The organism is Ammoniphilus soli (assembly GCF_040813775.1).
The window spans coordinates 226628-248570 of record NZ_JBEGDL010000005.1; the positions used below are offsets into that span (position 1 = coordinate 226628).

Sequence of the window (21943 nt, forward strand, 5' to 3'; positions counted from 1 at the left end):
GGGTAAAAGGAGAATGGCAAAGCAAGATAAGACCATTGAATATGTCGGCGATTCCCGGGTTCCTGCTAAACGGGTACCTAATGTTTCGCCTTCCTATTCCGAATTTCCGGGAAAAAACGAGCCGTTCTGGCCTAACTTTCTATTAAAAGAATGGATGGTAGCAGCAGTTGCTCTCGTTGCTTACCTGATTTTAACTGTAAGTCATCCGTCCCCGCTGACGGATAAAGCGGATCCTACGAATACGGATTTTACACCGCTTCCTGACTGGTATTTCTTGTTCCTTTTTCAGCTATTAAAATATCCTTGGGCATCAGGGGATTGGGTGCTAATCGGGATTATGGGTATCCCTGGGCTAATGTTTGGAGGATTGCTTTTAGCCCCATTCTTAGATCGAGGACCTGAGCGCCGCTGGACAAGACGACCTGTATCCTCCGGATTGATGTTTATTGGTATCATTTCCATCGTATATCTCACTTGGGCAGCGATGGATGAACATCATAAGAAGCATCCTCCTAAGGATGAGGCGGAACAGCATGAGGCCCCTGCAGCGCCTGCTCCTGAGGCAGCTGAGGGCGATCCTGGCGCTGAAATATGGGCCAAGCAACAGAACTGCCAAGGCTGTCACGGAGTGGATATGTCAGGCGGTGGCGGTCCAGCGCTAACTACGGTTGGAGCTAACCTTTCTGCAGATGAGATCAAGGATGTTATTCAAAACGGACGCGGCAATATGCCTGGTGGCATGTTCTCCGGTAGCGATGCAGAACTTGATCAACTTGTTGAGTATCTAGCTGGTTTGAAGTAACTTAAAAAAACTGACTGTTTCTAAAGCAGTCAGTTTTTTCCTTTTGATGTATAATTTTATCCATTTATGGTCTAGCTAGGAAGTGACATAAACTTATCGGAGGCAATTATGGTTGCATTATTCGAATGGCTAATGGGATCCTTAAAAAAGTCCTGGTTTTTATGGAGCCTCATCGTGATCAATTTCTTTGGGTCGATTTATGGCTTTTACTGGTATAAAGGACAGCTAGAGCAAACGGATCCAGGGTGGCTTCGCATTTTTGTTCCAGATAGTCCGACGGGAAGTACACTGTTTACCTTCTTTCTTATTACCCTTCTCATTGGACGTAGTTTTCCTACGCTAGAGGCATTTGCCGCGGTCACCAATTTTAAATATGGAGTGTGGGCGGTTGCCGTTATTCTAGGTGGCTGGGGGATGGGAGGCAGCCAGCATTGGACCGACTACATGTTGATGTTTTCCCATGCAGGCATGGCTGTAGAAAGTCTTCTTTATGCCAAGCATTATACCCTAGGTTTTCAACATATCCTGATGGTCGGGATTTGGACAATCTGGAACGATTGGATGGATTACATGCTGGATATTCATCCATATATTCCTTCTGTCTTGGAGCCCTATGACCATGTTGTAGGATGGTTGACTTTATTGCTTAGCCTAATGTCTCTGGGACTTGTTTATTATCTCGTGATGGATGGAAAGCAGAAGGTTCGTTAAAATATGAGGTAAGCGATACAATCAGTGTGTAGCTTACCTTTTTTTGATTTATTTTTCTTAACTTCATTGGTTCTTCACAACTAAGCATTAAAATAGCTAGAGTTGGAATAAATCTGCGAAGAGCGATTTGGAGCTCCGCAGTTCTGGATATGCTGATGATAACCGTAGACTATGCTCATTAGGAGTGAAGCTGAATCATGAAAAAGATCATCATAATGCTTGGGGCATTAGGATTGACAGTTGCATTGGCAGCATGCAGCCAAAATAATACCGATAAAATGCCAGAGCAAAACAATCAACAGGAAAAGGCAGAACCTATGCCAAAATCAAACCAGGAAGAAGATGTATCAGATACAGAAAAAGGGGGGATTGCTTCGGACAGTTTTTACGAGCCGTTTGCTGGGAAAATTGATCACGTTCATGGTTTAGGCTATGTTGGCAACCAAAACGCTGTTTTTCTTGCAACGCATGACGGACTAAAAGCATATGAAAATGGCAAGTGGTATAAAACGATAGAGGAAAACCACGATTATATGGGATTTAATGCAATCAATGAAGGGTTCTATGCTAGCGGTCATCCTGAACCAGGTTCCAATTTGATAAATCCGTTTGGGATAAAGAAAAGTCTTGATAATGGACGCAGTCTTGAAGCGCTGGCGCTGGAAGGCGAAACGGACTTCCATGCCATGGGAGTGGGCTATGACAGTAAAGTCATTTATGTTATGAATCCGGAAAAAAACTCTTTGATGAGTGGCGGTCAATTTTACATGAGCGAGGATGATGCGAAAACTTGGAAAAAAACAGCGGCCAAAGGACTGGGAAAGGATATATTTAGCATTGCCGTTCATCCCAAAAATTCCGATATCCTCGCGGTTGCAGGAAAAGAAGGGATCTATTTATCGAAGGACAAAGGGGAGACCTTTCATTTAATGACGAAAGGTCTTCAAGGGACATCAGTATTTATGACAGAGGATACTTTATGGTATGGTGGCTATAATGGCCAAGCCGTACTCGTTAAACGTTCCCTTGAAAACGATGCAGAAGAGAATGTAGCCCTGCCTGAAATGGAGCAAGACGCAGTTATGTACCTAGCCCAAAATCCGAAAAATCACAATGAAGTGACGTTTGTTACGTTTAACGGCGATGTATTCATGAGCAAGGATGGAACCCAAACATGGAATATACTCATTGAAAAAGGGGAAATGAAGTAAGGATTTAAAATGGCACCTCAAAGACGAGGTGCCTTATTTATGCGCGTAATATCGCTTTCTTATGGTTAAATTCTTCTTCACTAATTTCTCCTTTGGCAAATCGTTCACGCAAGATGTCCAACGCATGATCCTCGCTTTTAGCTTTTCCTCCGGAAATCCATCGAATGAGGAAATAGATTCCTGTGAGAAGGAGTCCCCATTGAAGAAACATCCAGAACATCATGCCGAAACCACCTAAACCCATGCCATTCATATAGCCCATCATGATTTATCCCTCCCTTTGGTTATATTATAAAAAAACTTTATGTAGAAATATGGAGGGAGAAAGAATATTCCATCAGATTTCCTCCATAGTACGGTTTCGCGCAGCAGTATCACCATCAACATCCACAGACAGTATTATGTTAATATAGATACGAATTGAAGTATTAAAGGGATGTGGTTTCTGTAGGAACTAGATCTGCTTATCTACAATAAAAGATAACATTAAATGGGACTTAGGTGAATTTATGGAACAAAAGATTGTTTATTATTTTATGGAATATGAAAACATCGCGGTTTTGATCAGTTTACTAATCAATATTGTTATTGCGGTTCTTGGCGTTGTTCCAAGTGTCTTTGTAACGGGTGCCAATCTGTTGTTTTTTGGATTTTTTGGGGGAACGATGATTTCTTTTCTGGGTGAGGCAATTGGTGCAATCGTCGCATTTATTATTTACAGAAAAGGATTGAAAAAAATTTCTGAAAAACATCTTGAAAAGTACCCCAAACTAAGGCGATTATTGGATGCTGAAGGCAAAGAAGCTTTTTATCTTATTCTGTCTCTTCGCCTTCTGCCTTTCATTCCATCAGGATTGGTTACATTTACGGGAGCGGTTGGGAGAGTTTCGCTGATCTCATTCGCGCTTGCGAGTTCATTGGGGAAAATCCCCGCATTGCTCATTGAAGCTTATTCCGTATATCAAGTTACCAGGTTTGAGTGGCAAGGAAAACTGTTGTTAGCTTTAGCAGCCGGTTATTTCTTTTATTTGGTAGTTAAAAAGAGATAGATACATATTAGGCAGGAGCCTTTTTTGAATTACTTTTATAATAGCCAATTAACCCCTCCGCATGACCCTACATATCGTAGTATGGCAAGCGAAATTAATCGAAAAATGGAGGGTAATACTGCATGCCTCATAAGATGAATGTTCCTTTGACCCATTCTCCAAAGGCCACTGCGAATGCTTACATGCTTCCTGGTCTGGTGAATAACATTCAGCACTGTGAAGCGGTTTGCGAGCATATGGTAACGATGATGCTCCATCAGCCTGACCTGCATGCAAGGACAATGCAGATTCAATTTTTGCGCGATTGTGCGGATATTTGCGCCCTAACCGCAAAATACTTATCTCGCCAAAGTTCCTTTACCCGCTCGCTAATCCAGAAATGTGCGGAAATATGTGAAGCTTGCGGAAGGGAATGTTCCAGATTCCAGGATGAAATGTCTCAGCATGGCACTCGGGTATGTTTCCATTGCGCCGCAGCATGCCGTGAATTTCTTCGGAAAATGAGCTGATCCGTCCAAAGAGACTGATGGTTCGAAACGTGTTGATTCTACTTTTTAGACTCATCCCAGATCATTTGGAAAGGTTTTTTAACAAAAGCATCCATTTTCTGCTTTGGAAGGATTTTTTCCCAACTGGTTGATATCCTCTTTTTTTATAATACGATGGCAAGCTGGGATGTCGTTTGATAGTGAACAATCCGGTCCTTTTTCCACCCTGTTTTTTCACTTTTTTCTCAGCATAGCGAAGTAGTTTATTTCCCCATCCCCGCTTCTGGTAAGACGGGATGACTGCCAATGACCCGATTTCCCAATACGTATTTCTTCGGCGGATCGCTACCGTTCCTACAATTTTTTTCTCGAATACAAGAACATAATATATTTCTTTCTTCATCTTTTCCCGCAGTTTGCTAAGTTTGATGCGAGCTGCTGGGAAGACGTATCCTTTTCTCGTATTATCCTGATGAGCGAGAGATAAAACTCTTTTAATAGCTTTAACATCATCAGCTACGGATTTCCGAATAGTTATCTGCATAGGATTCCTCCTTATCACTAAGATATGTAGCGTTAAGGAGCAGCGAATAGACTTATGCAGGCAGCTTATAAAATTGGGTTATATAAGGTTTTTATCTCAATTAGTCTAGAAATTTAGCAAGTGTAAGCAAAAGCCACCCCATCCTGATGGATGCGGGTGGTTTTCTTCTATTAGATGAATTACTTTTGAAGAGTAGATTTCACTTTGTTCAATAAAGCTATAACGCGTAGTGACTCTCGATCGATTTGGACTACCATTCCGTGAGAAGACATAAAATGGGTAGCAAAGGACGTATCGAGAGGAGAACCGACAAATGACAATGTCTTTATGGGTTACTTTTGGAGTTATGCTTGCTCTCTCAACGGCTGTCATTGGATATTCCGTCCATAAGCGAAATCGGATTCCAGGCATGACGGGAATGATGATTGCTATGACGCTGGGAATGATGGTAGGATTAACGGCTGGTGTCATATTCGGAGTCCTTTTTTCCGGGAATCTGTTCCTTTCTACGATCATTTCCATGTTTGTCGGCATGGGGGCTGGTTTTCTAGCGGGTCTTCCAATGAGCGTCATGGCCGTGCTGGATGGAATGCTTGCTGGGTTAATGGCCGGCATGATGGGAGCTATGCTAGGGGAGATGGTGCCTATAGAGTTTCAGAATACCTTGATTCGCATTATGTTCGTCCTTTTTATCGGCATCTTGCTGATTCTTCTATATATGATGCAGGAGGAGTTTTCCGGGAAAAAAGATTCCAAACGCACTTTGTTTCATCAACCTTTATTCATGACGGTGGTGCTGTTTGCTTTCTTTGTTGGCTATAACCAGCTCGGTTCAACTATACATATCACCCAAGGGGACGGAATCGAAAATGCGCATACAAAGCATGATTCCAGCGAGCGGGAGATGGGGTATCAAGAGAATGAGATTACAGTTAGGGCAACAGAATTCTCTTATTCTCCGGAACAAGTGGAATTGCGCAAAGGAGAAAAGGTTACCCTAGTCTTGAAGAATGAGGGTAAGGTAGAACATGATTTGGAAATTGTAAAGCTGGAAGCCAATATTTGGGGTCAAGATGTTTCACATGGGGCAGGATCGAACGTTGTCCATGTGCACGCTGGTCCTGGCGAGAAACAAGCTATTACGTTTACGCCCTTACAGGCCGGACGGTATAAAGTCTTCTGTACTGTACCTGGCCATCAGGATGCGGGAATGGTCGGCATAATTAATGTATTATAGAATTAAGCTTTACCACATAGTAAAACAAAAGCCGAATCTCCTTATACCAAGGATTTCGGCTTTTTATTCTAATTCTATTTGCCAGAAGATGATCGTTGTGCAACTTCGTGACTTAACAAATCATGAATAAAAATTTTCGTTTCTTCTATATTAGGGTCAATCACTTGCCCTCCATTTACTCTCTTTTCTTTTAGAATGGAAAAAGGAGGGATTTGTTCCGTTCCCATTTCCGTCCACCGTACTTTTGTGGCTAAGGATGCAAAGCGAAGCATATCATTCGTCTCCATATTGGTTGAAATGTAAGGAGAAAGATCATTGAGGATTTTAGGAATATTAAAGGCATTTAAATGGCTCTTGGCTTGGCTGGCCAAGGCCTTAAGTAGCTTCCTCTGTCGTTCCGTTCGTGAAAAATCACCCATTTTATCATGACGAAATCGAACATATTGCAAGGCTTTATGCCCATCCAATCGCTGCATTCCTTCTTTTAAATGGATGTCATAGTAACCGTTATTTTCATATAAAAGATAATCCATATCTTTTTCAACGTATAAATCGAGTCCGCCAAGGGCATCAACCATTTTTTCAAAGCCTTCAAAATCGGTGGTCATGTAATACTGGATGGACAATCCCGTTAATGCTTCAACGGTTTTTGCCGTTAAATCGGGTCCCCCCATCTCAAAAGAAGTATTGATTCGATTGGATCCATACCCAGGTACTTTGATCCAAGTATCACGGAGGATGGAAAAGAGGTAGGCTTGTTTGGTTACGGGATTAAGGTTTAAAAGCAAGATGGTATCTGAACGCATAGAGGATTCAGTTTCTCTTTTGTCCGTACCTAACAAAAGTATACTAACGGGCTCTGTACCTTTCCATTCCGGAAGCTTGATTGGTTCAGTTTTGGTTTCTGCTTGAGCGCGTTGATTATCTCCATTTTGGTTGATCCGTTCTGAAAAATTATATAAAACAGATCCATAATATCCAGTAAGAATTACAAAGGTTATGAAAAATAACCATAAAACTCGTATACCCATTTTTTTTAGCCTCATGATTTAACATTCCCTTCTCATACCAACAAACCCTGTTGAGGGATTTTTTAAATCCTAATGCTGTATTGGACAAAAAAACTAATAAGTTGTTGAATGTTACTATATCATAATTTTGAATCATTTTTTCAGTTTTTGTAATTGTGAAGTTTTAACATATGGCAATTTGAATATAGAAATCCTGCACCGCGCCGGAGCCTAAGCAGGAACAGACCGTGGAGACCATTTGGATGAATGGGCTAGTTCAGCCGCTACTCCGGAAGGACAAGGAAACCCGCATGCCATGGCTGGAATGGAGCAAGGAGGTTCGCAGGGAGATCATATGGCGAATTATGATTTGGTCTCCGTGAATGGCAAAGCGGAAGAGGCGATTGAGCCTTTAGTGGCAAAAAAAGGAGAACTGGTTCGCCTTCGATTCCTTAATTCCGGCAATATCCGCCGCACCTTGCATCTCCTAGGGCATCAGGGCAAAATCATATCCTTCGACGGTCAGCCTGTCGAGCAGGAGGTTCAGCAGGATATCGGATTTACGATCGCCCCGGGTGAGCGGGTGGATGTTTTAATCCGCGCAGACAAGAGCGGCGATTGGGCGTTTAAGGAACTTCGCGATGGTGCAGCAACGAATAACCACAGCATGACCACCTTTATCCAGTCCTCCAAGCCGTTGCGTATTCCTTTCAGGGTGGAAGGGGAGCTCGCCAGCACAGGGGCAAAGGAATGGCCGAAGATCCCATTACCGGAACGCCCGGCTCTGCCAGCTAAGTTCGAAAAAACCTACACCATGACTCTAACTGAGAAAATGGTGCAAGCGAACGGAAATATGGAAACCGTCTAACCGATTAATGGAGAATTTTTCCCGAATGTCCCCGCTTTGGAAGTCAAACAGGGAGATTGGGTTAACGTAACGATAAAGAATGAAAGCAATGCCGATCATCCAATGCACCTGCACGGACATTTCTTCCGCGTATTAAAAAGAAATGGGCAAGCCGTATCGACGGAAATTTGTAAGGATACCATTTTGCTGAAGCAGGATGAATCGGTAGAAGTGGCCTTCCCAGCGGATAACCCTGGAGATTGGCTATTCCATTGCCACGATTTGCATCATGCCAGTTCTGGAATGGTGGGTACAGTTAACTATGAAGGGTATGAACCGCCAAAAGACATTCAGATGACGGATGAAGACAAACCGGAGTAAGGTGTCTAGCGCCTCTTAGTGGAGTTGTAAGACCTAATTTCAGTACCTAGGAGATTTGATACATAGATTCCATCCACGAATAACTCGGAATCTTTAAGTTCAACCTTTGAGGGAGGACCGGCTATATGTCGGTCTTTTGTGTTGGTTAAAGTGAATTAAATAGTGGTGCAAAAGAATATTAACAGGTCTAAACTTGTCCTGCCTCCCATAAGATGAAGGTAGATGTCGAAGAGGGAGGGTTAAAGTTGAATAAGAGATTCTATCGCTTGATGATAACCATCCTCTTGATGGTGTTGTGCCTACCTGCAATTGTTTCTGCGGATCAGGAAATATCACAGCAAGAGTTGATGCAAAATTTGGATCGCCTATCCCAGGAAGTACTGAGACATACCGAGCATGGGGAGATATTGGAAGCAAAAGCAAAATTGGATGAACTGGCACAAGGGTTTACCCAAGTTGGATTCCATAAGAAAATCAGTATAGAAGCTTTAGAGTTGGCATCGAATGCTTTAGTGCAAGGAAAGCAAGTTTACGCTGCCGTATCTCCTGATAAAAAGGAGGCGTTATGGCACGCGACGCAGATTCGCTTGTTTATTGATGCTTTGACTCACCCTAACCAGCCGATTTGGCGGGGGTATCATATGACCTATGTGGAGCAAGTGAGTAAAATGATTCATCACTCCCAGCGCAAAGAGGTAAGTGATTTCCATACGGCCCTTCAGGAGCATATGCAGCTGTATATGATTTTAAAGCCTTCCTTTGCTGTTAACCATTCACCTTCTACGATGCAAATGCTGGACTCCTTATATAATTTCTTGCAGCAACAATCACGGCAGAGCGAAGTGAATTGGCTCGCCGTCCAGAGTGCATTGGAGCAGCTAAGAGAAGTCACGGGGAACGTATTTTTGGGTAAGGAGGAGTTTACTTTTGCATGGTATATCAGCAGCAATTCGCCGATTGCGATGATTACTTTAATGGCTATGATCTTATTTACGGTTTTATCGTATGTGGGGTGGAGAATGTATAGGGCTCAGAGGTTCAGTATATAAGGTGGTTTCTTACCGCCTTTTTTGTTTTTTCAAAAAAACGACATAACTCTATGATTACATTTATAGTGATATTCCTTTAGAATATAGAAATAATGATAAAAACTAAAGGGATGATGCTTGGTGATGATCCAGCCTATAAAAAAAGAGATTCTTCTGGAAAGCGGGACGAATGAATTAGAGGTGCTGGAGCTCGGCATAACAACTGATAAGGAACAGTGCTTCGGCATTAATGTTGCGAAGGTAAGGGAAATTACAGCCCCTCAAAAGGTAAGCAAACTGCCTCATTCACACCCCCATATTTCCGGACTCATCCTCATGCGGAACGAAATCCTGCCGGTGATTAACCTTCCCCGGGTACTTGGCTTAAGAGAGGAGCTTGCATGGAATGAAGGAAGTTTCATCGTTACGGAATTTAATGAAATGAAAGTGGTTTTCCATGTTGGCTGGGTAAACCAAATTCACCGAATCTCCTGGGAACGAATTGAAAAGCCTTCTGAAATGCTACAGTCCGGAGGTTCCCTGGTTGGGGTTATCAAGCTCGAAAATAAAATGATCATGCTGCTGGATTTTGAAAAAATCGTAGTTGATATCAATCCCGATACGGGCATTAATGTAAACCGTTTAAATCATGTGGCCATTCGACAGGAAAGGGAGAGCAAGCGCATCCTTATAGCGGAAGATTCGGGAATCCTGCGCAAGCTTCTCGAGGAGACACTGGCGAAGGCCGGGTATTTACAGCATCATATCTTTCAGGATGGGAAGCAAGCCTGGGAATATCTTCTTGAACTTTCCAGTCAACATAAGGAAAATATCCAAGACCAGGTTCATCTTCTCATTACAGATATCGAAATGCCCCAAATGGATGGGCTGCACCTGACCAAAAAAGTAAAAGAACATGAGCATCTTCAGCGAATTCCGGTCGTCATTTTCTCTTCCTTAATTTCTGAATCCCTGAAGCATAAGGGTGAGGCTGTTGGCGCGAACGCCCAAATTACGAAACCCCAGATCGACACTCTAGTGAAGACGCTGGACAAGTTGATTTTAAGTTAGTAACATGACCGAGGGCTCCTAGAGGAGCCCCGGAGCTTAAAGTTAAGCTTCTTTCAGCGGGCGCTTTTGCTCGTCATGGGTAAAGCCTTCCCCGAGCACCTCGTGAACATCATTTACGATGATAAAGGCATAAGGGTCAATTTCATGGACTAAGCTTTTGACACGGATCATTTCCTGGCGGCTGACAACGCAATACAGCACATTCTTTTGAATTCCGGTCCAGCCGCCCTTTCCACTTAATAAAGTAGCCCCTCTTTCCATCTCAACCATGATTTTCTTAGCAATCTCTTCATTATGATCTGAAATGATCGTAACCGCTTTCGCAGAGTAGGCTCCTTCCTGCACAAAATCAATGACCCGAGCCCCGATAAAAACCGCGACTAAAGTATACATGGCTCCTGTTAAATCCAAGTAGATCAAAGATATGCCGATAACGAAAAAGTCGGCCACAAACATTGTCCGTCCGATACTCCAGCCTTTGTATTTATTGAGCAGTCGAGCGATAATATCCACACCGCCTGTGGTGCCCCCAAAACGAAAAACAATACCGAGCCCTACCCCCAACGATACCCCTGCATATAGTGCAGCAAGCAGTGAGTCCTCCAGCGGAAGTCGAAATTGACCAAAGAGCGATAAGAAAAAGGATAAAGATACCGTTCCAATAATCGTATAGATTAAAGCAATACGCCCAAGTACCCTCCACCCTAAAACCAAAAGGGGAATATTAATGAGCAGGTTAACCAAACCTGGGTCCCAGTTGAAGATAAACTTTAGGAGGATGGTGATCCCTGTTACCCCGCCTTCAGCTAGATTGTTGGCAATGTTAAAATAGTTGATGCCGAAGCCCATTAGGCCGGAACCGAGGATAATCATTATGATATTTCTGACTCGCTGTTTCATCAAATACCACCTAACGGAATTATGTATTGAGTTGGCCTGAATCTGGGAGTCAGGTGATAACAGGAGATTTTCCGCTTATTTAACAATTTTTAAAGAAAAAGTGGAAAATAAGGGGACTTTTTCCGGTTAAGTCCAGTAAAACAAGGTTTTTTCCTGTGTTTCAATTTAATAAGCGGATATTCTCCTGTTATTTTATCCCGAATTTTTCACGTTTTTTGAAATAACCGGACTTTCTCCCGTTATGCTAGACCAATTAATCACAGCCTCCTTAATAATACCTAGTATGTTCTCAAACTGTCTAGGAAATAGGTGAGGAAAAAGGAACGTGGTATAATTGGTCTATGAAAAAAGAAAAAATGAAGAAAGGATGGAATTCATGTCCAAAGAAATGACGATCAAGGAAATGCAGGCCGAGGTTGATGCCTATATTTCACAGTTTAAAGAGGGGTATTTCAGCCCATTGGCCCTTATGGCCAGACTAACGGAGGAAGCGGGAGAATTGGCGCGGGAGGTAAACCATTATTATGGCGAAAAACCCAAGCGGGCCGATGAGGAGGAGAATTCCATCGATATGGAATTGGCTGACTGTCTTTTTATACTAACCTGCTTTGCCAACTCCTTGAATATTGATCTAGAAGAAGCTTTTCATAAAATGATGCACAAGTTTAACACAAGAGATGCAAATCGCTGGACAAGAAAAGAGTAGTTCCCTCTTTTCCAATAGATACATAATCCTGTATAATTTGGTACTAAGATAGGCCACACGGACTTGATAGGCTGTACATATACTGTAGCATGATAGAACCTTCGCTAAAAAGGAATGTGATGCTATGAATCCAGGAAAGGAGTTTATCAAGGAAGCCTACCGTGCCATCTTTCAGAAAGACTACCAGAAGGCCATTGAATTGTTTAAAAAAGCAATAAGCCGTGACGTTAATAATTCAGCTTATTATTATAAATTATCAATCACTTACGCCAGAAACAATAATTTGGAAGATGCCATGGCAACGATCCAACAGGCTGTTCGAATCAGTCCGGATAATCCGGTTTACCGTCAGCACAAGGCTTTCTTGGAGGGACGGATACTGGCGAAAGATGCCCTTTCCAAAATGAGGAAAGGGGAAGAGATGTCGGCGATTTTGCCTTTGCTTGAACGATCCATTGAATTGGATCCGATCAATACCCAGTCTCGATTGCTTTATGCCATGATGCTGAAAGAGCAAGGAATGGCGGATGAAGCGGCTGATGCCCTTCAGGAGCTACTGGCTTTGGATCCAAGCCACCGGGAGGCGAAAGAGCTGTTGAAAGCATGCCTATTTCAAGAAGACTAACGAAGAGAAAAAGGAGAAACAAATATGTCAATTCGCGTCGCAGTAGCAGGTTCAAAAGGGAGAATGGGCCAAGAGGCCGTCAAGATGGTCATGTCTGACCCAGAATTGGAATTGGTGGCTGAAGTAGGTTCCCCCAGATCTAGAGGAGAGGGAGCCAGCGTTCATGGTGTACCTTTCCTCACTTCTCTAGAAGAAGCTTTTCTGAATTATAGACCGGATGTCCTCGTGGATTTAACGACCCCGCAGGCGGTAAAGAACAATATGGAACTTGCGATTCAACACGGGGTCAGACCGGTTGTAGGGACAACCGGGTTAAGTGCGGACGAGATTCAGGAATTGGACGACCTGTCCCGCGAGAAAGGCGTCGGAGCCATTATCGCCCCAAATTTCGCCATCGGGGCCATCCTCATGATGAAGTTTGCAAGGGAAGCGGCTCGCTATATGCCGCATGTGGAAATCATTGAGCTGCACCATGATAAGAAACTGGACGCCCCATCCGGTACAGCGGTAAAAACGGCAGAACTGATCCAACAGACCCGGCAAGAATTCAAACAGGGACATCCGGATGAAGAGGAAATCATCGACGGGGCTCGCGGCGGCTACTATAATGGATTCCGCATTCACAGCGTCCGCTTGCCCGGATTGGTAGCCCATCAGGAAGTGCTCTTCGGCCATGTTGGACAAACATTGAGCATACGTCATGATTCCATGAATCGGGAATCCTTTATGCCAGGCATCAATTTAGCCATTAAGAAAGTCATCGATTTGAATACCCTTGTTTACGGTCTTGAGAATGTAATGGATTAATGCTCGCAGGAGGGTCCCATGAAGATTGCTTTAATTGCCCATGATAAGAAGAAAAGTGAATTGGTTAATTTCATGATTGCCTATGAACATATTTTTTCCCAACATACATTGTATTCTACCGGAACAACTGGTTCGAGGATCATGGAGCAGACCGATTTGAATATCCATCGTCTGGCCTCAGGTCCATTAGGGGGAGACCAGCAGATTGGGGCTCTCGTAACTACAGGAGACTTGGATCTCATCATCTTCTTCCGTGATCCGTTGACTGCTCAGCCTCACGAACCTGATGTCAATGCATTGCTCCGCCTATGTGATGTCTATGGGATTCCGCTAGCTACAAATGTCGCTACTGCCGAACTATTAATAAAAGCGGTAGAGCACGGATTTTTTAGTTGGAGAGAAGTCGTAGATAAGTATAAAGGAGAATAAAAAAACATGGCTGCAGATATATTGGCTATTGGAGCTCATGCGGATGATATTGAAATCGGAGCTGGCGGCACCCTTTACAAGCAAGCCTCCGCGGGACAGACCATCATCCTGTGCGACTTGACCTTAGCAGAGCTCTCATCGAATGGGGATGTGGAGACTAGAAAGCAAGAGGCAGAACGGGCAAGGATTCGCATGGGGGCCAAACATCGCATCAATCTGGACATTCCGGACCGGCAGATTCAATTGGGTACGGAGCAGATCGGACGATTGGTTCGCGTGATCCGAGAATGGAAGCCTTCCATTATTCTTGCCCCTTATTGGGAGGATCGTCATCCGGACCATGAATGGTGCAGTCGTCTCGTTCGGGAAGCTATATTCAGTGCAGGAATTCGCAAGTTTGCTCCAGAAGCTGGAGAACCTTTTAAGGTTTCCCGCTTTTATCATTACTTTATCAATGATTTTACCGATCCGGATTTCTGCATCAACGTTACAGATGTGTATGATCAGAAGATACATATCTTAGAAGCCTATGAAAGCCAGTTTATGCCGGCGAATGGCAGAGTGGATACACCCTTGAACACAGGGTACTTCGAACAAATCCGCAGCAGAGAATATGTATTCGGAAGAAAAATAGGCAAGGGTTTTGCAGAGGGGTTTAAATCCTCTGCTCCCCTTTCCTTAGACTACTTACCTTGAGAGGAAAAACCATGAAGATTGGGATCACATGCTATCCGACAGTGGGCGGTTCTGGCGTAATAGCTACAGAGTTGGGGAAGCTTTTGGCTGAGCGCGGGCATGTTGTGCATTTTATAACATCCGATATGCCGTTTCGGTTAGGAAAGTTTTATCCAAATATTTTTTACCATGAAGTAGAGGTTAATCGGTACAACGTGTTCCGTTATCCGCCCTACGATTTAAGCTTAGCCAGTCGCATGGCGGAAGTGGCTCAGACGGAGAAACTGGACTTATTGCATGTTCACTATGCCGTTCCGCATGCGATCAGTGCTCATCTAGCCAAGGAAATGGTAGGAGACCACCTGAAAATTGTGACTACATTGCATGGCACGGATATTACGGTGCTGGGCTATGATCGGACACTCAGCAACATGATTCGTTTCGGGATCGAGAAAAGCGATGCGGTAACGGCGGTGTCACAGGATTTAATCAATCAAACCAAACAGCTTCTTGGAGTAGAAAAACCAATTGAGAAGGTGTATAACTTCGTAGATAAGCGGGAGTATTATCCGCGGGATATGACTGAAGTAAAGAAACAGATGGCTCCGAATGGAGAAAAAATTATCATTCATGTATCTAATTTTAGGCCAGTTAAAAGAACACAGGACGTCATTAAGGTCTTTGACCGGGTTCGGCAATCCATGCCTGCGAAATTATTGCTCATTGGAGAGGGTCCTGATACCTCCATGGTACGTCAACTTGTTCAAGAGATGGGCTTGTCTCAAGACGTTCGCTTCATGGGGAAGCAGGATAATCTCGCTTGTGTCTATTCCCTTGCAGACCTATTATTACTGACTTCCGAAAAAGAAAGCTTTGGTTTGGTGGCTCTAGAAGCGATGGCATGCGGCAAACCGGTGGTCGCAACGAATACCGGAGGAATACCGGAAGTCGTAGAGGAAGGACAGACCGGCTATCTCCTGCCCATAGGCGATATCGAAGGAATGGCTGAAAAGGTGTTATTGCTTCTCAACACGGATGAACTATATGCCAGGTTTTCGAAACAGTCGCTTCAGCGGGCATACTACATGTTCTGCCAAGAAAAGATAGCCAAGGAATATGAGCAGATTTATGAACGGTTGGTTTATGGAAAATCCTAATTATCCAAATTCCGATTATTTGCGAACTGGCCTGGTTTGAAATATCTTGGATAATAATACCAATACGCCTATGAATACGCGCATTCTTTTCACCTCCTCTCTACATTATATTTTGTTAAAGGAAGGAGGTTACAAGGTTGGAACAAGCTGCTGATGAACTTCTTGCCATTCTTGAGGAAAAGGGATTCTTCGCTTACAAGGTAGGAGGCTTTGTTCGAGATAAATTGCTTGGACTTCCCGTCCAAGATATTGATATTGCTACATCCGCCAGTCCGGATCAAGTGATGAGCTTGTTTCCGAAGGTGATTCCGACGGGAATTCAGCATGGGACAGTAACCGTTCACTGGAAGGAGCAGTCGTTTGAGGTTACCACCTTTCGCAAAGATTTGGGATATGCTGATCACCGGCATCCTTTAGGGGTGGAGTTTGTTGATGATATCACGGTGGATCTGGGACGACGCGATTTTACGATCAACGCCATGGCAATGGATCTCCAAGGCAATCTTATTGATCCTTTTAATGGGAAACAGGACTTGGGAAAATCGATTCTTCGTGCGGTAGGAAATCCTTATGAGCGTTTTGAGGAAGATGCTTTGCGCATTCTTAGGGGGTTGCGCTTCAGCATTCGATATGCTTTGCAGATCGAATCTGCCACTTGGGCTGCAATGAAAGCCACCAGTGCGGGATTAAATCAAATTTCCAAGGAAAGAATCCGGGACGAAATGATCAAAATGATCGAAGGGGATCATCCCGTGAGAGCGATCGACCTCCTTGCGGCGGAGGGAATACTGCCTTTTTCGGACTGGCGCTCAAAAGCGCTCAAACTGTCACAACACCCTAATAAGCATTGGACGAACCAGTGCGAAAATACAGCGCTGAGATGGGCTGCCTTGTGTTTCGAAGATTCAGCTGAGGAAGCTAAGCAATTTCTGATGCTTTGGCGCTTTCCTAAAAAGTTTATACAAGAGGTGGCTGTCTGCCTAGAGATAGCTCAGCTCCCTCTGGAGGGTGAGAGGGAGGCGAAGAGGCTCCTTCTTCGCTATGGTATAGAAAAAGTTAAGCAATGTCGGGCTTTATCACGCGCTTTCTATAATCCATTTTCTATCGACGATGAATGCTTGAACCATTGGGATCAGCAGATTCTTCTTCGGGATATGAAACAGCTTGCTGTTACGGGCGAGGATTTAATGCTGGACAGCAGTAAACCATCCGGACCGTGGATAGGGAGAACGCTGCAATATTTGTTTGAACAGGTTTCCCTGGAAGGCATGCCAAATGATCGCGAATTACTCTTAAAGGAAGCTAGAAAACTGGGTTAGCGTCTTATCGAAGGTTTTATTTTACCAGGCCAGAAAGGTTAAGGTTGGATATGAAAGATGAAATTTTGAAGATGTTTAAAGAAGCCGAGGGGGATTTTGTTTCGGGCGAAAGCCTGAGCAATGCCCTTTCCTGCTCGCGTACAGCCATCTGGAAGCATATCGAGGAATTGCGAGGGGAGGGCTATGAATTCGAAGCGGTTCGACGTTCAGGCTATCGTCTCCTTTCCTCACCTGATGTGCCTTATCCGGAAGAAGTGAGATGGGGGCTAAATACAAAGTATTTGGGCAAAGAAGTACACTATTTTCCATCGGTGGATTCAACACAGCACAAAGCCCATAGCTTGGCAAAGGAAGGGGCACCGGAAGGCACCCTAGTCATTGCGGATCACCAGGAGGGCGGCAAGGGCAGGCTAGGCAGAGTGTGGCATTCACCGCCAGGCAGCGGAGTATCGATGAGCATTCTGCTTCGGCCAAAGCTGGAATTGCATCGCTGCCCGCAGCTGACCCTTCTTACTGCGGTGGCTATTGTTGAAGCGATCCGGGAAGAAACGGAATTGCCGGTGCAAATTAAATGGCCGAACGATATCTTATTGAACGGGAAGAAAATTTGCGGAATTTTAACCGAGCTAAATGCTGAATCGGATTGTATAAATTACTTAATTATCGGAGTGGGCATTAATGTGAATACCCCTTCATTCCCTGAGGAGCTCTCGGGGATCGCTACGTCCCTTATGCTGGAAAAAAAGGAGCCTATCCGAAGGGTAAAGCTCATTCAAAACCTTCTGCAAAAATTAGAAGAGCTGTATGAACTTTATCTTGAAGAAGGGTTTGCTCCTATTAAAAGCCGTTGGGAATCACATGCCATTTCGATTGGGAAAAATCTGATCATTCGGCAGATGAGTGGCACCATGACCGGTTTCGCCCTGGGAATTGATGATCAAGGGGTCCTGTTGGTCCAAAAGGATGACGGAAGCGTAGAGAAAGTGTACTCAGCCGATATAGAAATTAGTTGAACTTTAGGGCAATTCTGCTATACTAAGGACAAGTTGGCTGTATCCTCCCTATAGAGGAATAGCACAATGTAACTGAGTGATATGCAAAAGCGAAGAAAGAAATTTAAGCATGCTTAATTAAAATCTGCTCTGAGCCTATTAATGGACCGAGACAGAAGAATCCGTGCATAGCACGGCATGCCTCTGTATTGTCATGTCCACCCCACGGGCTCTCATGCCTTTGGGGTTTTTATATTTGGTTTGCGCTCAGAAGAATGGGGGAGCAAATGGCAACAGATCGAGTCTACTCGACATCCGCGTTTCGAGAAATGAAGAAAGAAAAAGAACCGATTGTAATGGTGACGGCATATGATTACCCTTCAGCAAAGCTTGCCGAAGAAGCCGGAGCGGAAATGATTCTCGTGGGGGATTCCTTAGGCATGGTCGTTCTAGGATATGATTCCACCGTCCCTGTCACGCTGGACGATATGATCCACCACACAAAAGCGGTTACTCGCGCGGCAAAAAAAGCTTTTGTCGTGGCAGATATGCCTTTCATGACCTATCACCTGAGTCCGGATGAAACGTTAAGGAATGCAGCGAGGCTGATGCAAGAAGGATTAGCTAAAGCCGTTAAGCTAGAAGGCGGAAAAGAGCTATGTCCGGTCATTGAAAAGCTTGTTGCCGCAGGCATTCCAGTTGTAGCCCATATCGGACTGACCCCGCAATCGGTTCATCAGCTTGGCGGGTATAAGGTACAGGGAAGATCCGTAGAGGATGCTGAAAAAATGATGGAGGATGCCTTAGCCCTTCAGGAAGCCGGTGTTTTTGCTATTGTTCTGGAGTGCGTGCCTCATCAATTAGGTTCCTATATTTCAGATCGGCTGGATATCCCAACGATTGGCATTGGGGCAGGAGCGGGTTGTGACGGTCAAGTGCTAGTTCTGCATGATATGATTCAATATGCGAGCTCCATCAAGCCTAAATTTGTAAAAGTTTATGCCCAGGTGGGAGAGCAGATTTCTGCTGCCATAGCGGAGTATGCCAAGGAAGTGAAGCAAAGGGCTTTTCCGGCAATGGAGCATAACTTTTCCATGAAGGAAGAAACGATCCGGCAGCTCTATGGGGAGAAGGTCACGGTATGAAAATTGCAGAAACAATAGAAGCCTTGCGGTTATGGACGGCAGAACAGCGAGCGCAAGGCAAGACGATTGGTTTCGTACCTACCATGGGCTTTCTTCATGAAGGGCACATGAGCTTAGTGGACGAGGCAAAACGGCACACCGACCTAACAGTGATGAGTATTTTTGTGAATCCCTTGCAGTTTGGGCCGAACGAGGACTTAGAGCGGTATCCCCGAGATCTGGAACGGGATCAGGCGATGGCGGAACAAAGAGGAGTTGATCTTCTCTTTGTCCCTAGCGTAGCGGAGATGTATCCGCAAGCTACCAAAACCGTCATCCAAGTTTCGGGAGTCACCGAGCGGTTATGCGGCGCTTCGCGACCTGGGCATTTTGACGGGGTTGCCACGGTTGTCTGCAAGCTGTTCAATATTGTGCAGCCGAATTATGCTTTCTTCGGGCAAAAAGACGCGCAACAGGTAGCTGTCATCCAGCAAATGGTTCAGGACCTGAACCTCCCTGTTCATGTGGTGCCCTGCCCTATCGTTCGGGAAAAAGATGGATTGGCTATGAGTTCTCGAAACGTGTATCTTAATGATGAGGAAAGAAAACAAGCCCTTGTTCTGAGCCAGTCCTTACTAGAGGCGAGAACGGCCTATGGGAAGGGAAATTCCCCGCAAGAGGTCAAGCAAACGATTCTGAATCGAATTAGCAGCCAACCGCTGGCGGATATCGATTACGTTGAAATATTGTCCTATCCGGCATTGGAAGCTATAGAGACATTTGATGATTCGGCCTTTCTTATTGCCCTTGCAGTAAGATTTGGAAAGACAAGACTAATAGATAATTTACTTATTATGGAAGGTAAAGGGAGAGAACAGCATGCTGCGAACGATGATGAATGCCAAAATACACCGAGCTACAGTTACTGAAGCAAATTTGAACTACGTGGGGAGTATTACCATTGATACCGATTTGATTGAAGCGGTGGATATCCTGCCCAATGAAAAGGTCCAAATTGTCAACAATAACAACGGAGCGCGATTAGAAACCTATGTCATTCCCGGGCCGCGCGGAAGCGGCGTCATCTGTTTGAATGGAGCAGCAGCTAGGCTTGTCCAGCCTGGAGATAAGGTAATTATCATTTCCTATTGCCAACTTACGAATGAAGAAGCGAAACGGCACCAACCTAAAGTGGCAGTTATGGATGAAAACAACAAAATAATTGAGATGTTGGGTGAAGAAATTCACGCAACCATTTACTAAAGTACATGCGGTCTGGAAACAGGCCGCATTTTTCTGTTGTTTCCGGAAAAAATAAGGGGAAATATGAAAAAGGTGGTTCCAATATGCTGGTAAAACACCTCTTTTGCTCATTGATGGAACGGTTGGAGGGAATAGAAAATAATTGGTCAGCAGTGAGTTCCCCAACCTCAAAGGAAAAGCTTCTCTCCGAGGTCATGGAGCTGCGAAAAGTGAGCGATGATATTTTAGATCAGTGGCTCCTTTTTGAAGAGCGCATGACCAAACTGCAGAACAAATTACAAGGGCATCTTCCCTATACTACAGGTAACATGGACGCAGAGCTAGCAGAGATGCCAGATGAAGTAGCCGAGAAAATATTCAAGGAATTGATGAAGCTAGAAGACAAACCATCCAAAAAACCAGAGATGGTCAGTTTTTTATCAGGTCAAGCGGCCCATTGCTTCCGAAAGGGGCAAGGCTATTATAGCCTCCTAATGTATGGGCATGCTGTAAAGCATTTCCAGGAGGTTTTGGAGGAAGAGCCGGAACTGGATATTGCCCGCTTATTTCTTGGCTTCAGTCTCATGATGGATGGGCAGTGGGACCAAGCGGAGCATCAGTTTCACTTTATCGGAAAAACGACTGAAAATCGCTTGTTAAAAGCAACCGCACTCAATGCGCAAGGTTCCCTGCTGGCAGGGGCAGAAAAGTGGGATCAGGCGCTTTTTCATTTCGAAGGGGCAATCGGGGCCTATCCTAAGCTAAGGGATCCTTATTTTAATAAAGCTTTAGTGCAGATGAAGCTGAGGCAGTACGAGGAAGCAAGACCAACCTGGGAAATGCTAGCCAAAGAGTGCAAGGACGATTGGGAAGTTCACCTGCAGCTGGCTACATGCTATCAAGAATTGGGTGATGACAAAGAAGCTGAACAGACATTGACGCAAATCATTCAAGCGTCAGAGGATCCGGATCTTCTATGGCAGATTGGTCTTGCCTTCGAAAATCTGCGTCAATTCGGCAATGCTGTGGTTTGTTACCAGCTTATCCTGAACCGAGAGCCCGAAAATGCAGGAGCCTGGCATGGGATGGGTTGGAATTTATGGCATGCGGAAGGAATCCCGGTAAGCATGAGCTACATCAAAAAGGCAATTTCCCTTTCTCCAAAGAATCCTGATTATCAGTTTTCTTACGGTTGGATTTTGTGCCAGATCCAAGAATACAAAGAGGCGGAGCACATCTTTAAGCAAATTCTCCAGCAGGAAGGGCAGTACCCTTTGGCTGCAGCTGGTCTGGTTCACGTCTATATTGGCTTGCAGGAATGGCACGAGGCAGAAAAGTATGGCTTGCAGCTATCCTCTGATTCCCATGCTCCGACAAGGGGGTTGGGCTATTTGCAACTGGGAAGAGTGGGATTGGCCAAAGGCGATTATATCGTCGCGCAAAAACATTTTGAGCAATCCATCCAAGAAAGTCCGGATTTGAAGGACAGTTACCTCTGGCTAGGATTAACGAACTATGCGCTAGGAAAAAAGGAAGAAGCCATGCGGATTTGGGAGTATACGCTGTGAATCGGTGCAGGTTGTGGTAA

General features: G+C 44.5%; 26 protein-coding genes. 22 read left to right on the top strand and 4 right to left on the bottom strand.

Annotated features, from left to right (window positions below):
* Nucleotides 1-13: 13 nt before the first annotated feature.
* The 3 genes from ABLT31_RS13200 (at nucleotide 14) to ABLT31_RS13210 (ending at nucleotide 2724) form a co-directional block, all read left to right on the top strand.
* Nucleotides 14-802 (top strand): menaquinol-cytochrome c reductase cytochrome b/c subunit, encoded by a 789-nt coding sequence (locus ABLT31_RS13200; RefSeq protein WP_367752203.1) that lies wholly within the window; start codon nucleotides 14-16, stop codon nucleotides 800-802.
* Nucleotides 803-910: 108 nt separating this feature from the next.
* Nucleotides 911-1513 (top strand): DUF1405 domain-containing protein, encoded by a 603-nt coding sequence (locus ABLT31_RS13205; RefSeq protein WP_367752205.1) that lies wholly within the window; start codon nucleotides 911-913, stop codon nucleotides 1511-1513.
* 197 nt (nucleotides 1514-1710) lie between these two features.
* Nucleotides 1711-2724: a F510_1955 family glycosylhydrolase gene (locus tag ABLT31_RS13210; RefSeq protein WP_367752207.1), complete on the top strand. Its 1014-nt coding sequence runs from the start codon at nucleotides 1711-1713 to the stop codon at nucleotides 2722-2724.
* A gap of 37 nt (nucleotides 2725-2761) precedes the next feature.
* Here the strand turns inward: ABLT31_RS13210 and ABLT31_RS13215 are convergent, their stop codons facing one another.
* Nucleotides 2762-2989, bottom strand: a complete 228-nt coding sequence (locus ABLT31_RS13215; protein WP_367752209.1) for an SHOCT domain-containing protein — start codon at nucleotides 2987-2989, stop codon at nucleotides 2762-2764.
* A 244-nt stretch (nucleotides 2990-3233) separates the two neighbouring features.
* Between ABLT31_RS13215 and ABLT31_RS13220 the strand changes: the two genes are divergently transcribed.
* Together ABLT31_RS13220 and ABLT31_RS13225 are read left to right on the top strand one after the other, a co-directional pair.
* A complete protein-coding gene (locus ABLT31_RS13220) occupies nucleotides 3234-3773 on the top strand; it encodes a TVP38/TMEM64 family protein (RefSeq protein ID WP_367752211.1) in 540 nt (179 codons plus the stop codon).
* A gap of 122 nt (nucleotides 3774-3895) precedes the next feature.
* The gene (locus tag ABLT31_RS13225) at nucleotides 3896-4282 is read left to right on the top strand and encodes a four-helix bundle copper-binding protein (protein ID WP_367752213.1); all 387 of its coding nucleotides are present in this window, start codon (nucleotides 3896-3898) and stop codon (nucleotides 4280-4282) included.
* Nucleotides 4283-4343: 61 nt separating this feature from the next.
* Here the strand turns inward: ABLT31_RS13225 and ABLT31_RS13230 are convergent, their stop codons facing one another.
* Nucleotides 4344-4805: a GNAT family N-acetyltransferase gene (locus tag ABLT31_RS13230; protein WP_367752215.1), complete on the bottom strand. Its 462-nt coding sequence runs from the start codon at nucleotides 4803-4805 to the stop codon at nucleotides 4344-4346.
* 313 nt (nucleotides 4806-5118) lie between these two features.
* On the opposite strand from ABLT31_RS13230, the gene ABLT31_RS13235 reads away from it, so the two are divergent.
* Complete coding sequence (locus ABLT31_RS13235; protein ID WP_367752217.1) at nucleotides 5119-6042, top strand: cupredoxin domain-containing protein; 924 nt, start codon at nucleotides 5119-5121, stop codon at nucleotides 6040-6042.
* Nucleotides 6043-6116: 74 nt separating this feature from the next.
* On the opposite strand, the gene ABLT31_RS13240 is transcribed toward ABLT31_RS13235, so the two are convergent.
* Nucleotides 6117-7073 carry an LCP family protein gene (locus tag ABLT31_RS13240; RefSeq protein WP_367752219.1) on the bottom strand — a complete coding sequence of 319 codons (957 nt, stop codon included), beginning with the start codon at nucleotides 7071-7073 and terminating at the stop codon, nucleotides 6117-6119.
* A 238-nt stretch (nucleotides 7074-7311) separates the two neighbouring features.
* Here ABLT31_RS13240 and ABLT31_RS13245 point away from each other — a divergent pair, with 238 nt between their 5' ends.
* The 4 genes from ABLT31_RS13245 to ABLT31_RS13260 all read left to right on the top strand — a co-directional run bounded on the left by ABLT31_RS13245 (nucleotide 7312) and on the right by ABLT31_RS13260 (nucleotide 10379).
* Nucleotides 7312-7920 (top strand): multicopper oxidase domain-containing protein, encoded by a 609-nt coding sequence (locus tag ABLT31_RS13245; protein WP_367752221.1) that lies wholly within the window; start codon nucleotides 7312-7314, stop codon nucleotides 7918-7920.
* A gap of 3 nt (nucleotides 7921-7923) precedes the next feature.
* The gene (locus ABLT31_RS13250) at nucleotides 7924-8280 is read left to right on the top strand and encodes a multicopper oxidase domain-containing protein (RefSeq protein WP_367752383.1); all 357 of its coding nucleotides are present in this window, start codon (nucleotides 7924-7926) and stop codon (nucleotides 8278-8280) included.
* Nucleotides 8281-8525: 245 nt separating this feature from the next.
* On the top strand, nucleotides 8526-9329 hold the full coding sequence (locus ABLT31_RS13255; RefSeq protein WP_367752223.1) for a sporulation protein YpjB: 804 nt from the start codon (nucleotides 8526-8528) through the stop codon (nucleotides 9327-9329).
* Nucleotides 9330-9452: 123 nt separating this feature from the next.
* Nucleotides 9453-10379, top strand: coding sequence for a chemotaxis protein (locus ABLT31_RS13260; protein WP_367752385.1), 927 nt, complete (start codon nucleotides 9453-9455; stop codon nucleotides 10377-10379).
* A gap of 42 nt (nucleotides 10380-10421) precedes the next feature.
* On the opposite strand, the gene ABLT31_RS13265 is transcribed toward ABLT31_RS13260, so the two are convergent.
* Nucleotides 10422-11279, bottom strand: coding sequence for a YitT family protein (locus ABLT31_RS13265; RefSeq protein WP_367752225.1), 858 nt, complete (start codon nucleotides 11277-11279; stop codon nucleotides 10422-10424).
* 376 nt (nucleotides 11280-11655) lie between these two features.
* Between ABLT31_RS13265 and ABLT31_RS13270 the strand changes: the two genes are divergently transcribed.
* The 12 genes from ABLT31_RS13270 to ABLT31_RS13325 all read left to right on the top strand — a co-directional run bounded on the left by ABLT31_RS13270 (nucleotide 11656) and on the right by ABLT31_RS13325 (nucleotide 21923).
* Nucleotides 11656-11985: a nucleotide pyrophosphohydrolase gene (locus ABLT31_RS13270; protein ID WP_129198949.1), complete on the top strand. Its 330-nt coding sequence runs from the start codon at nucleotides 11656-11658 to the stop codon at nucleotides 11983-11985.
* Nucleotides 11986-12109: 124 nt separating this feature from the next.
* Nucleotides 12110-12610, top strand: a complete 501-nt coding sequence (locus ABLT31_RS13275) for a tetratricopeptide repeat protein (RefSeq protein ID WP_367752227.1) — start codon at nucleotides 12110-12112, stop codon at nucleotides 12608-12610.
* A 24-nt stretch (nucleotides 12611-12634) separates the two neighbouring features.
* On the top strand, nucleotides 12635-13417 hold the full coding sequence (gene dapB, locus ABLT31_RS13280; RefSeq protein ID WP_367752229.1) for a 4-hydroxy-tetrahydrodipicolinate reductase: 783 nt from the start codon (nucleotides 12635-12637) through the stop codon (nucleotides 13415-13417).
* An 18-nt stretch (nucleotides 13418-13435) separates the two neighbouring features.
* On the top strand, nucleotides 13436-13846 hold the full coding sequence (gene mgsA / locus ABLT31_RS13285) for a methylglyoxal synthase (RefSeq protein WP_367752231.1): 411 nt from the start codon (nucleotides 13436-13438) through the stop codon (nucleotides 13844-13846).
* Between the two features lie 6 nt (nucleotides 13847-13852).
* Entirely contained in the window at nucleotides 13853-14542 is a 690-nt protein-coding gene (bshB1, locus tag ABLT31_RS13290; RefSeq protein ID WP_367752233.1) for a bacillithiol biosynthesis deacetylase BshB1, read from the top strand.
* A gap of 11 nt (nucleotides 14543-14553) precedes the next feature.
* Nucleotides 14554-15678, top strand: a complete 1125-nt coding sequence (gene bshA / locus ABLT31_RS13295; RefSeq protein WP_367752235.1) for an N-acetyl-alpha-D-glucosaminyl L-malate synthase BshA — start codon at nucleotides 14554-14556, stop codon at nucleotides 15676-15678.
* A 137-nt stretch (nucleotides 15679-15815) separates the two neighbouring features.
* Nucleotides 15816-16997 (top strand): CCA tRNA nucleotidyltransferase, encoded by a 1182-nt coding sequence (locus ABLT31_RS13300; protein WP_367752237.1) that lies wholly within the window; start codon nucleotides 15816-15818, stop codon nucleotides 16995-16997.
* Between the two features lie 50 nt (nucleotides 16998-17047).
* Complete coding sequence (locus ABLT31_RS13305; protein WP_367752239.1) at nucleotides 17048-18010, top strand: biotin--[acetyl-CoA-carboxylase] ligase; 963 nt, start codon at nucleotides 17048-17050, stop codon at nucleotides 18008-18010.
* Nucleotides 18011-18276: 266 nt separating this feature from the next.
* Nucleotides 18277-19134 carry a 3-methyl-2-oxobutanoate hydroxymethyltransferase gene (gene panB, locus ABLT31_RS13310; RefSeq protein ID WP_367752241.1) on the top strand — a complete coding sequence of 286 codons (858 nt, stop codon included), beginning with the start codon at nucleotides 18277-18279 and terminating at the stop codon, nucleotides 19132-19134.
* Nucleotides 19131-20042, top strand: a complete 912-nt coding sequence (gene panC, locus ABLT31_RS13315; RefSeq protein WP_367752243.1) for a pantoate--beta-alanine ligase — start codon at nucleotides 19131-19133, stop codon at nucleotides 20040-20042. The genes panB and panC overlap by 4 nt, the downstream gene beginning before the upstream one ends.
* Nucleotides 19993-20376: an aspartate 1-decarboxylase gene (gene panD, locus ABLT31_RS13320; RefSeq protein ID WP_367752245.1), complete on the top strand. Its 384-nt coding sequence runs from the start codon at nucleotides 19993-19995 to the stop codon at nucleotides 20374-20376. Before panC ends, panD begins: the two co-directional genes overlap by 50 nt.
* An 83-nt stretch (nucleotides 20377-20459) precedes the next feature.
* Nucleotides 20460-21923 carry a tetratricopeptide repeat protein gene (locus tag ABLT31_RS13325; RefSeq protein ID WP_367752247.1) on the top strand — a complete coding sequence of 488 codons (1464 nt, stop codon included), beginning with the start codon at nucleotides 20460-20462 and terminating at the stop codon, nucleotides 21921-21923.
* Nucleotides 21924-21943 lie beyond the last annotated feature (20 nt).

Excerpts from the sequence above, each read along its gene's own strand:
- ABLT31_RS13325 (WP_367752247.1), top strand. The coding sequence starts at position 20,460 with ATGCTGGTAAAACACCTCTTTTGCTCATTGATGGAACGGTTGGAGGGA.
- ABLT31_RS13260 (WP_367752385.1), top strand. The coding sequence starts at position 9,453 with ATGATCCAGCCTATAAAAAAAGAGATTCTTCTGGAAAGCGGGACGAAT.
- dapB (WP_367752229.1), top strand. The coding sequence starts at position 12,635 with ATGTCAATTCGCGTCGCAGTAGCAGGTTCAAAAGGGAGAATGGGCCAA.
- panC (WP_367752243.1), top strand. The coding sequence starts at position 19,131 with ATGAAAATTGCAGAAACAATAGAAGCCTTGCGGTTATGGACGGCAGAA.
- ABLT31_RS13275 (WP_367752227.1), top strand. The coding sequence starts at position 12,110 with ATGAATCCAGGAAAGGAGTTTATCAAGGAAGCCTACCGTGCCATCTTT.
- panB (WP_367752241.1), top strand. The coding sequence starts at position 18,277 with ATGGCAACAGATCGAGTCTACTCGACATCCGCGTTTCGAGAAATGAAG.
- ABLT31_RS13215 (WP_367752209.1), bottom strand. The coding sequence starts at position 2,989 with ATGATGGGCTATATGAATGGCATGGGTTTAGGTGGTTTCGGCATGATG.
- ABLT31_RS13305 (WP_367752239.1), top strand. The coding sequence starts at position 17,048 with ATGAAAGATGAAATTTTGAAGATGTTTAAAGAAGCCGAGGGGGATTTT.
- ABLT31_RS13240 (WP_367752219.1), bottom strand. The coding sequence starts at position 7,073 with ATGGGTATACGAGTTTTATGGTTATTTTTCATAACCTTTGTAATTCTT.
- bshA (WP_367752235.1), top strand. The coding sequence starts at position 14,554 with ATGAAGATTGGGATCACATGCTATCCGACAGTGGGCGGTTCTGGCGTA.
- ABLT31_RS13205 (WP_367752205.1), top strand. The coding sequence starts at position 911 with ATGGTTGCATTATTCGAATGGCTAATGGGATCCTTAAAAAAGTCCTGG.
- panD (WP_367752245.1), top strand. The coding sequence starts at position 19,993 with ATGCTGCGAACGATGATGAATGCCAAAATACACCGAGCTACAGTTACT.
- ABLT31_RS13225 (WP_367752213.1), top strand. The coding sequence starts at position 3,896 with ATGCCTCATAAGATGAATGTTCCTTTGACCCATTCTCCAAAGGCCACT.
- ABLT31_RS13235 (WP_367752217.1), top strand. The coding sequence starts at position 5,119 with ATGACAATGTCTTTATGGGTTACTTTTGGAGTTATGCTTGCTCTCTCA.
- ABLT31_RS13265 (WP_367752225.1), bottom strand. The coding sequence starts at position 11,279 with ATGAAACAGCGAGTCAGAAATATCATAATGATTATCCTCGGTTCCGGC.
- ABLT31_RS13210 (WP_367752207.1), top strand. The coding sequence starts at position 1,711 with ATGAAAAAGATCATCATAATGCTTGGGGCATTAGGATTGACAGTTGCA.
- mgsA (WP_367752231.1), top strand. The coding sequence starts at position 13,436 with ATGAAGATTGCTTTAATTGCCCATGATAAGAAGAAAAGTGAATTGGTT.
- ABLT31_RS13230 (WP_367752215.1), bottom strand. The coding sequence starts at position 4,805 with ATGCAGATAACTATTCGGAAATCCGTAGCTGATGATGTTAAAGCTATT.
- ABLT31_RS13200 (WP_367752203.1), top strand. The coding sequence starts at position 14 with ATGGCAAAGCAAGATAAGACCATTGAATATGTCGGCGATTCCCGGGTT.
- bshB1 (WP_367752233.1), top strand. The coding sequence starts at position 13,853 with ATGGCTGCAGATATATTGGCTATTGGAGCTCATGCGGATGATATTGAA.
- ABLT31_RS13220 (WP_367752211.1), top strand. The coding sequence starts at position 3,234 with ATGGAACAAAAGATTGTTTATTATTTTATGGAATATGAAAACATCGCG.
- ABLT31_RS13270 (WP_129198949.1), top strand. The coding sequence starts at position 11,656 with ATGTCCAAAGAAATGACGATCAAGGAAATGCAGGCCGAGGTTGATGCC.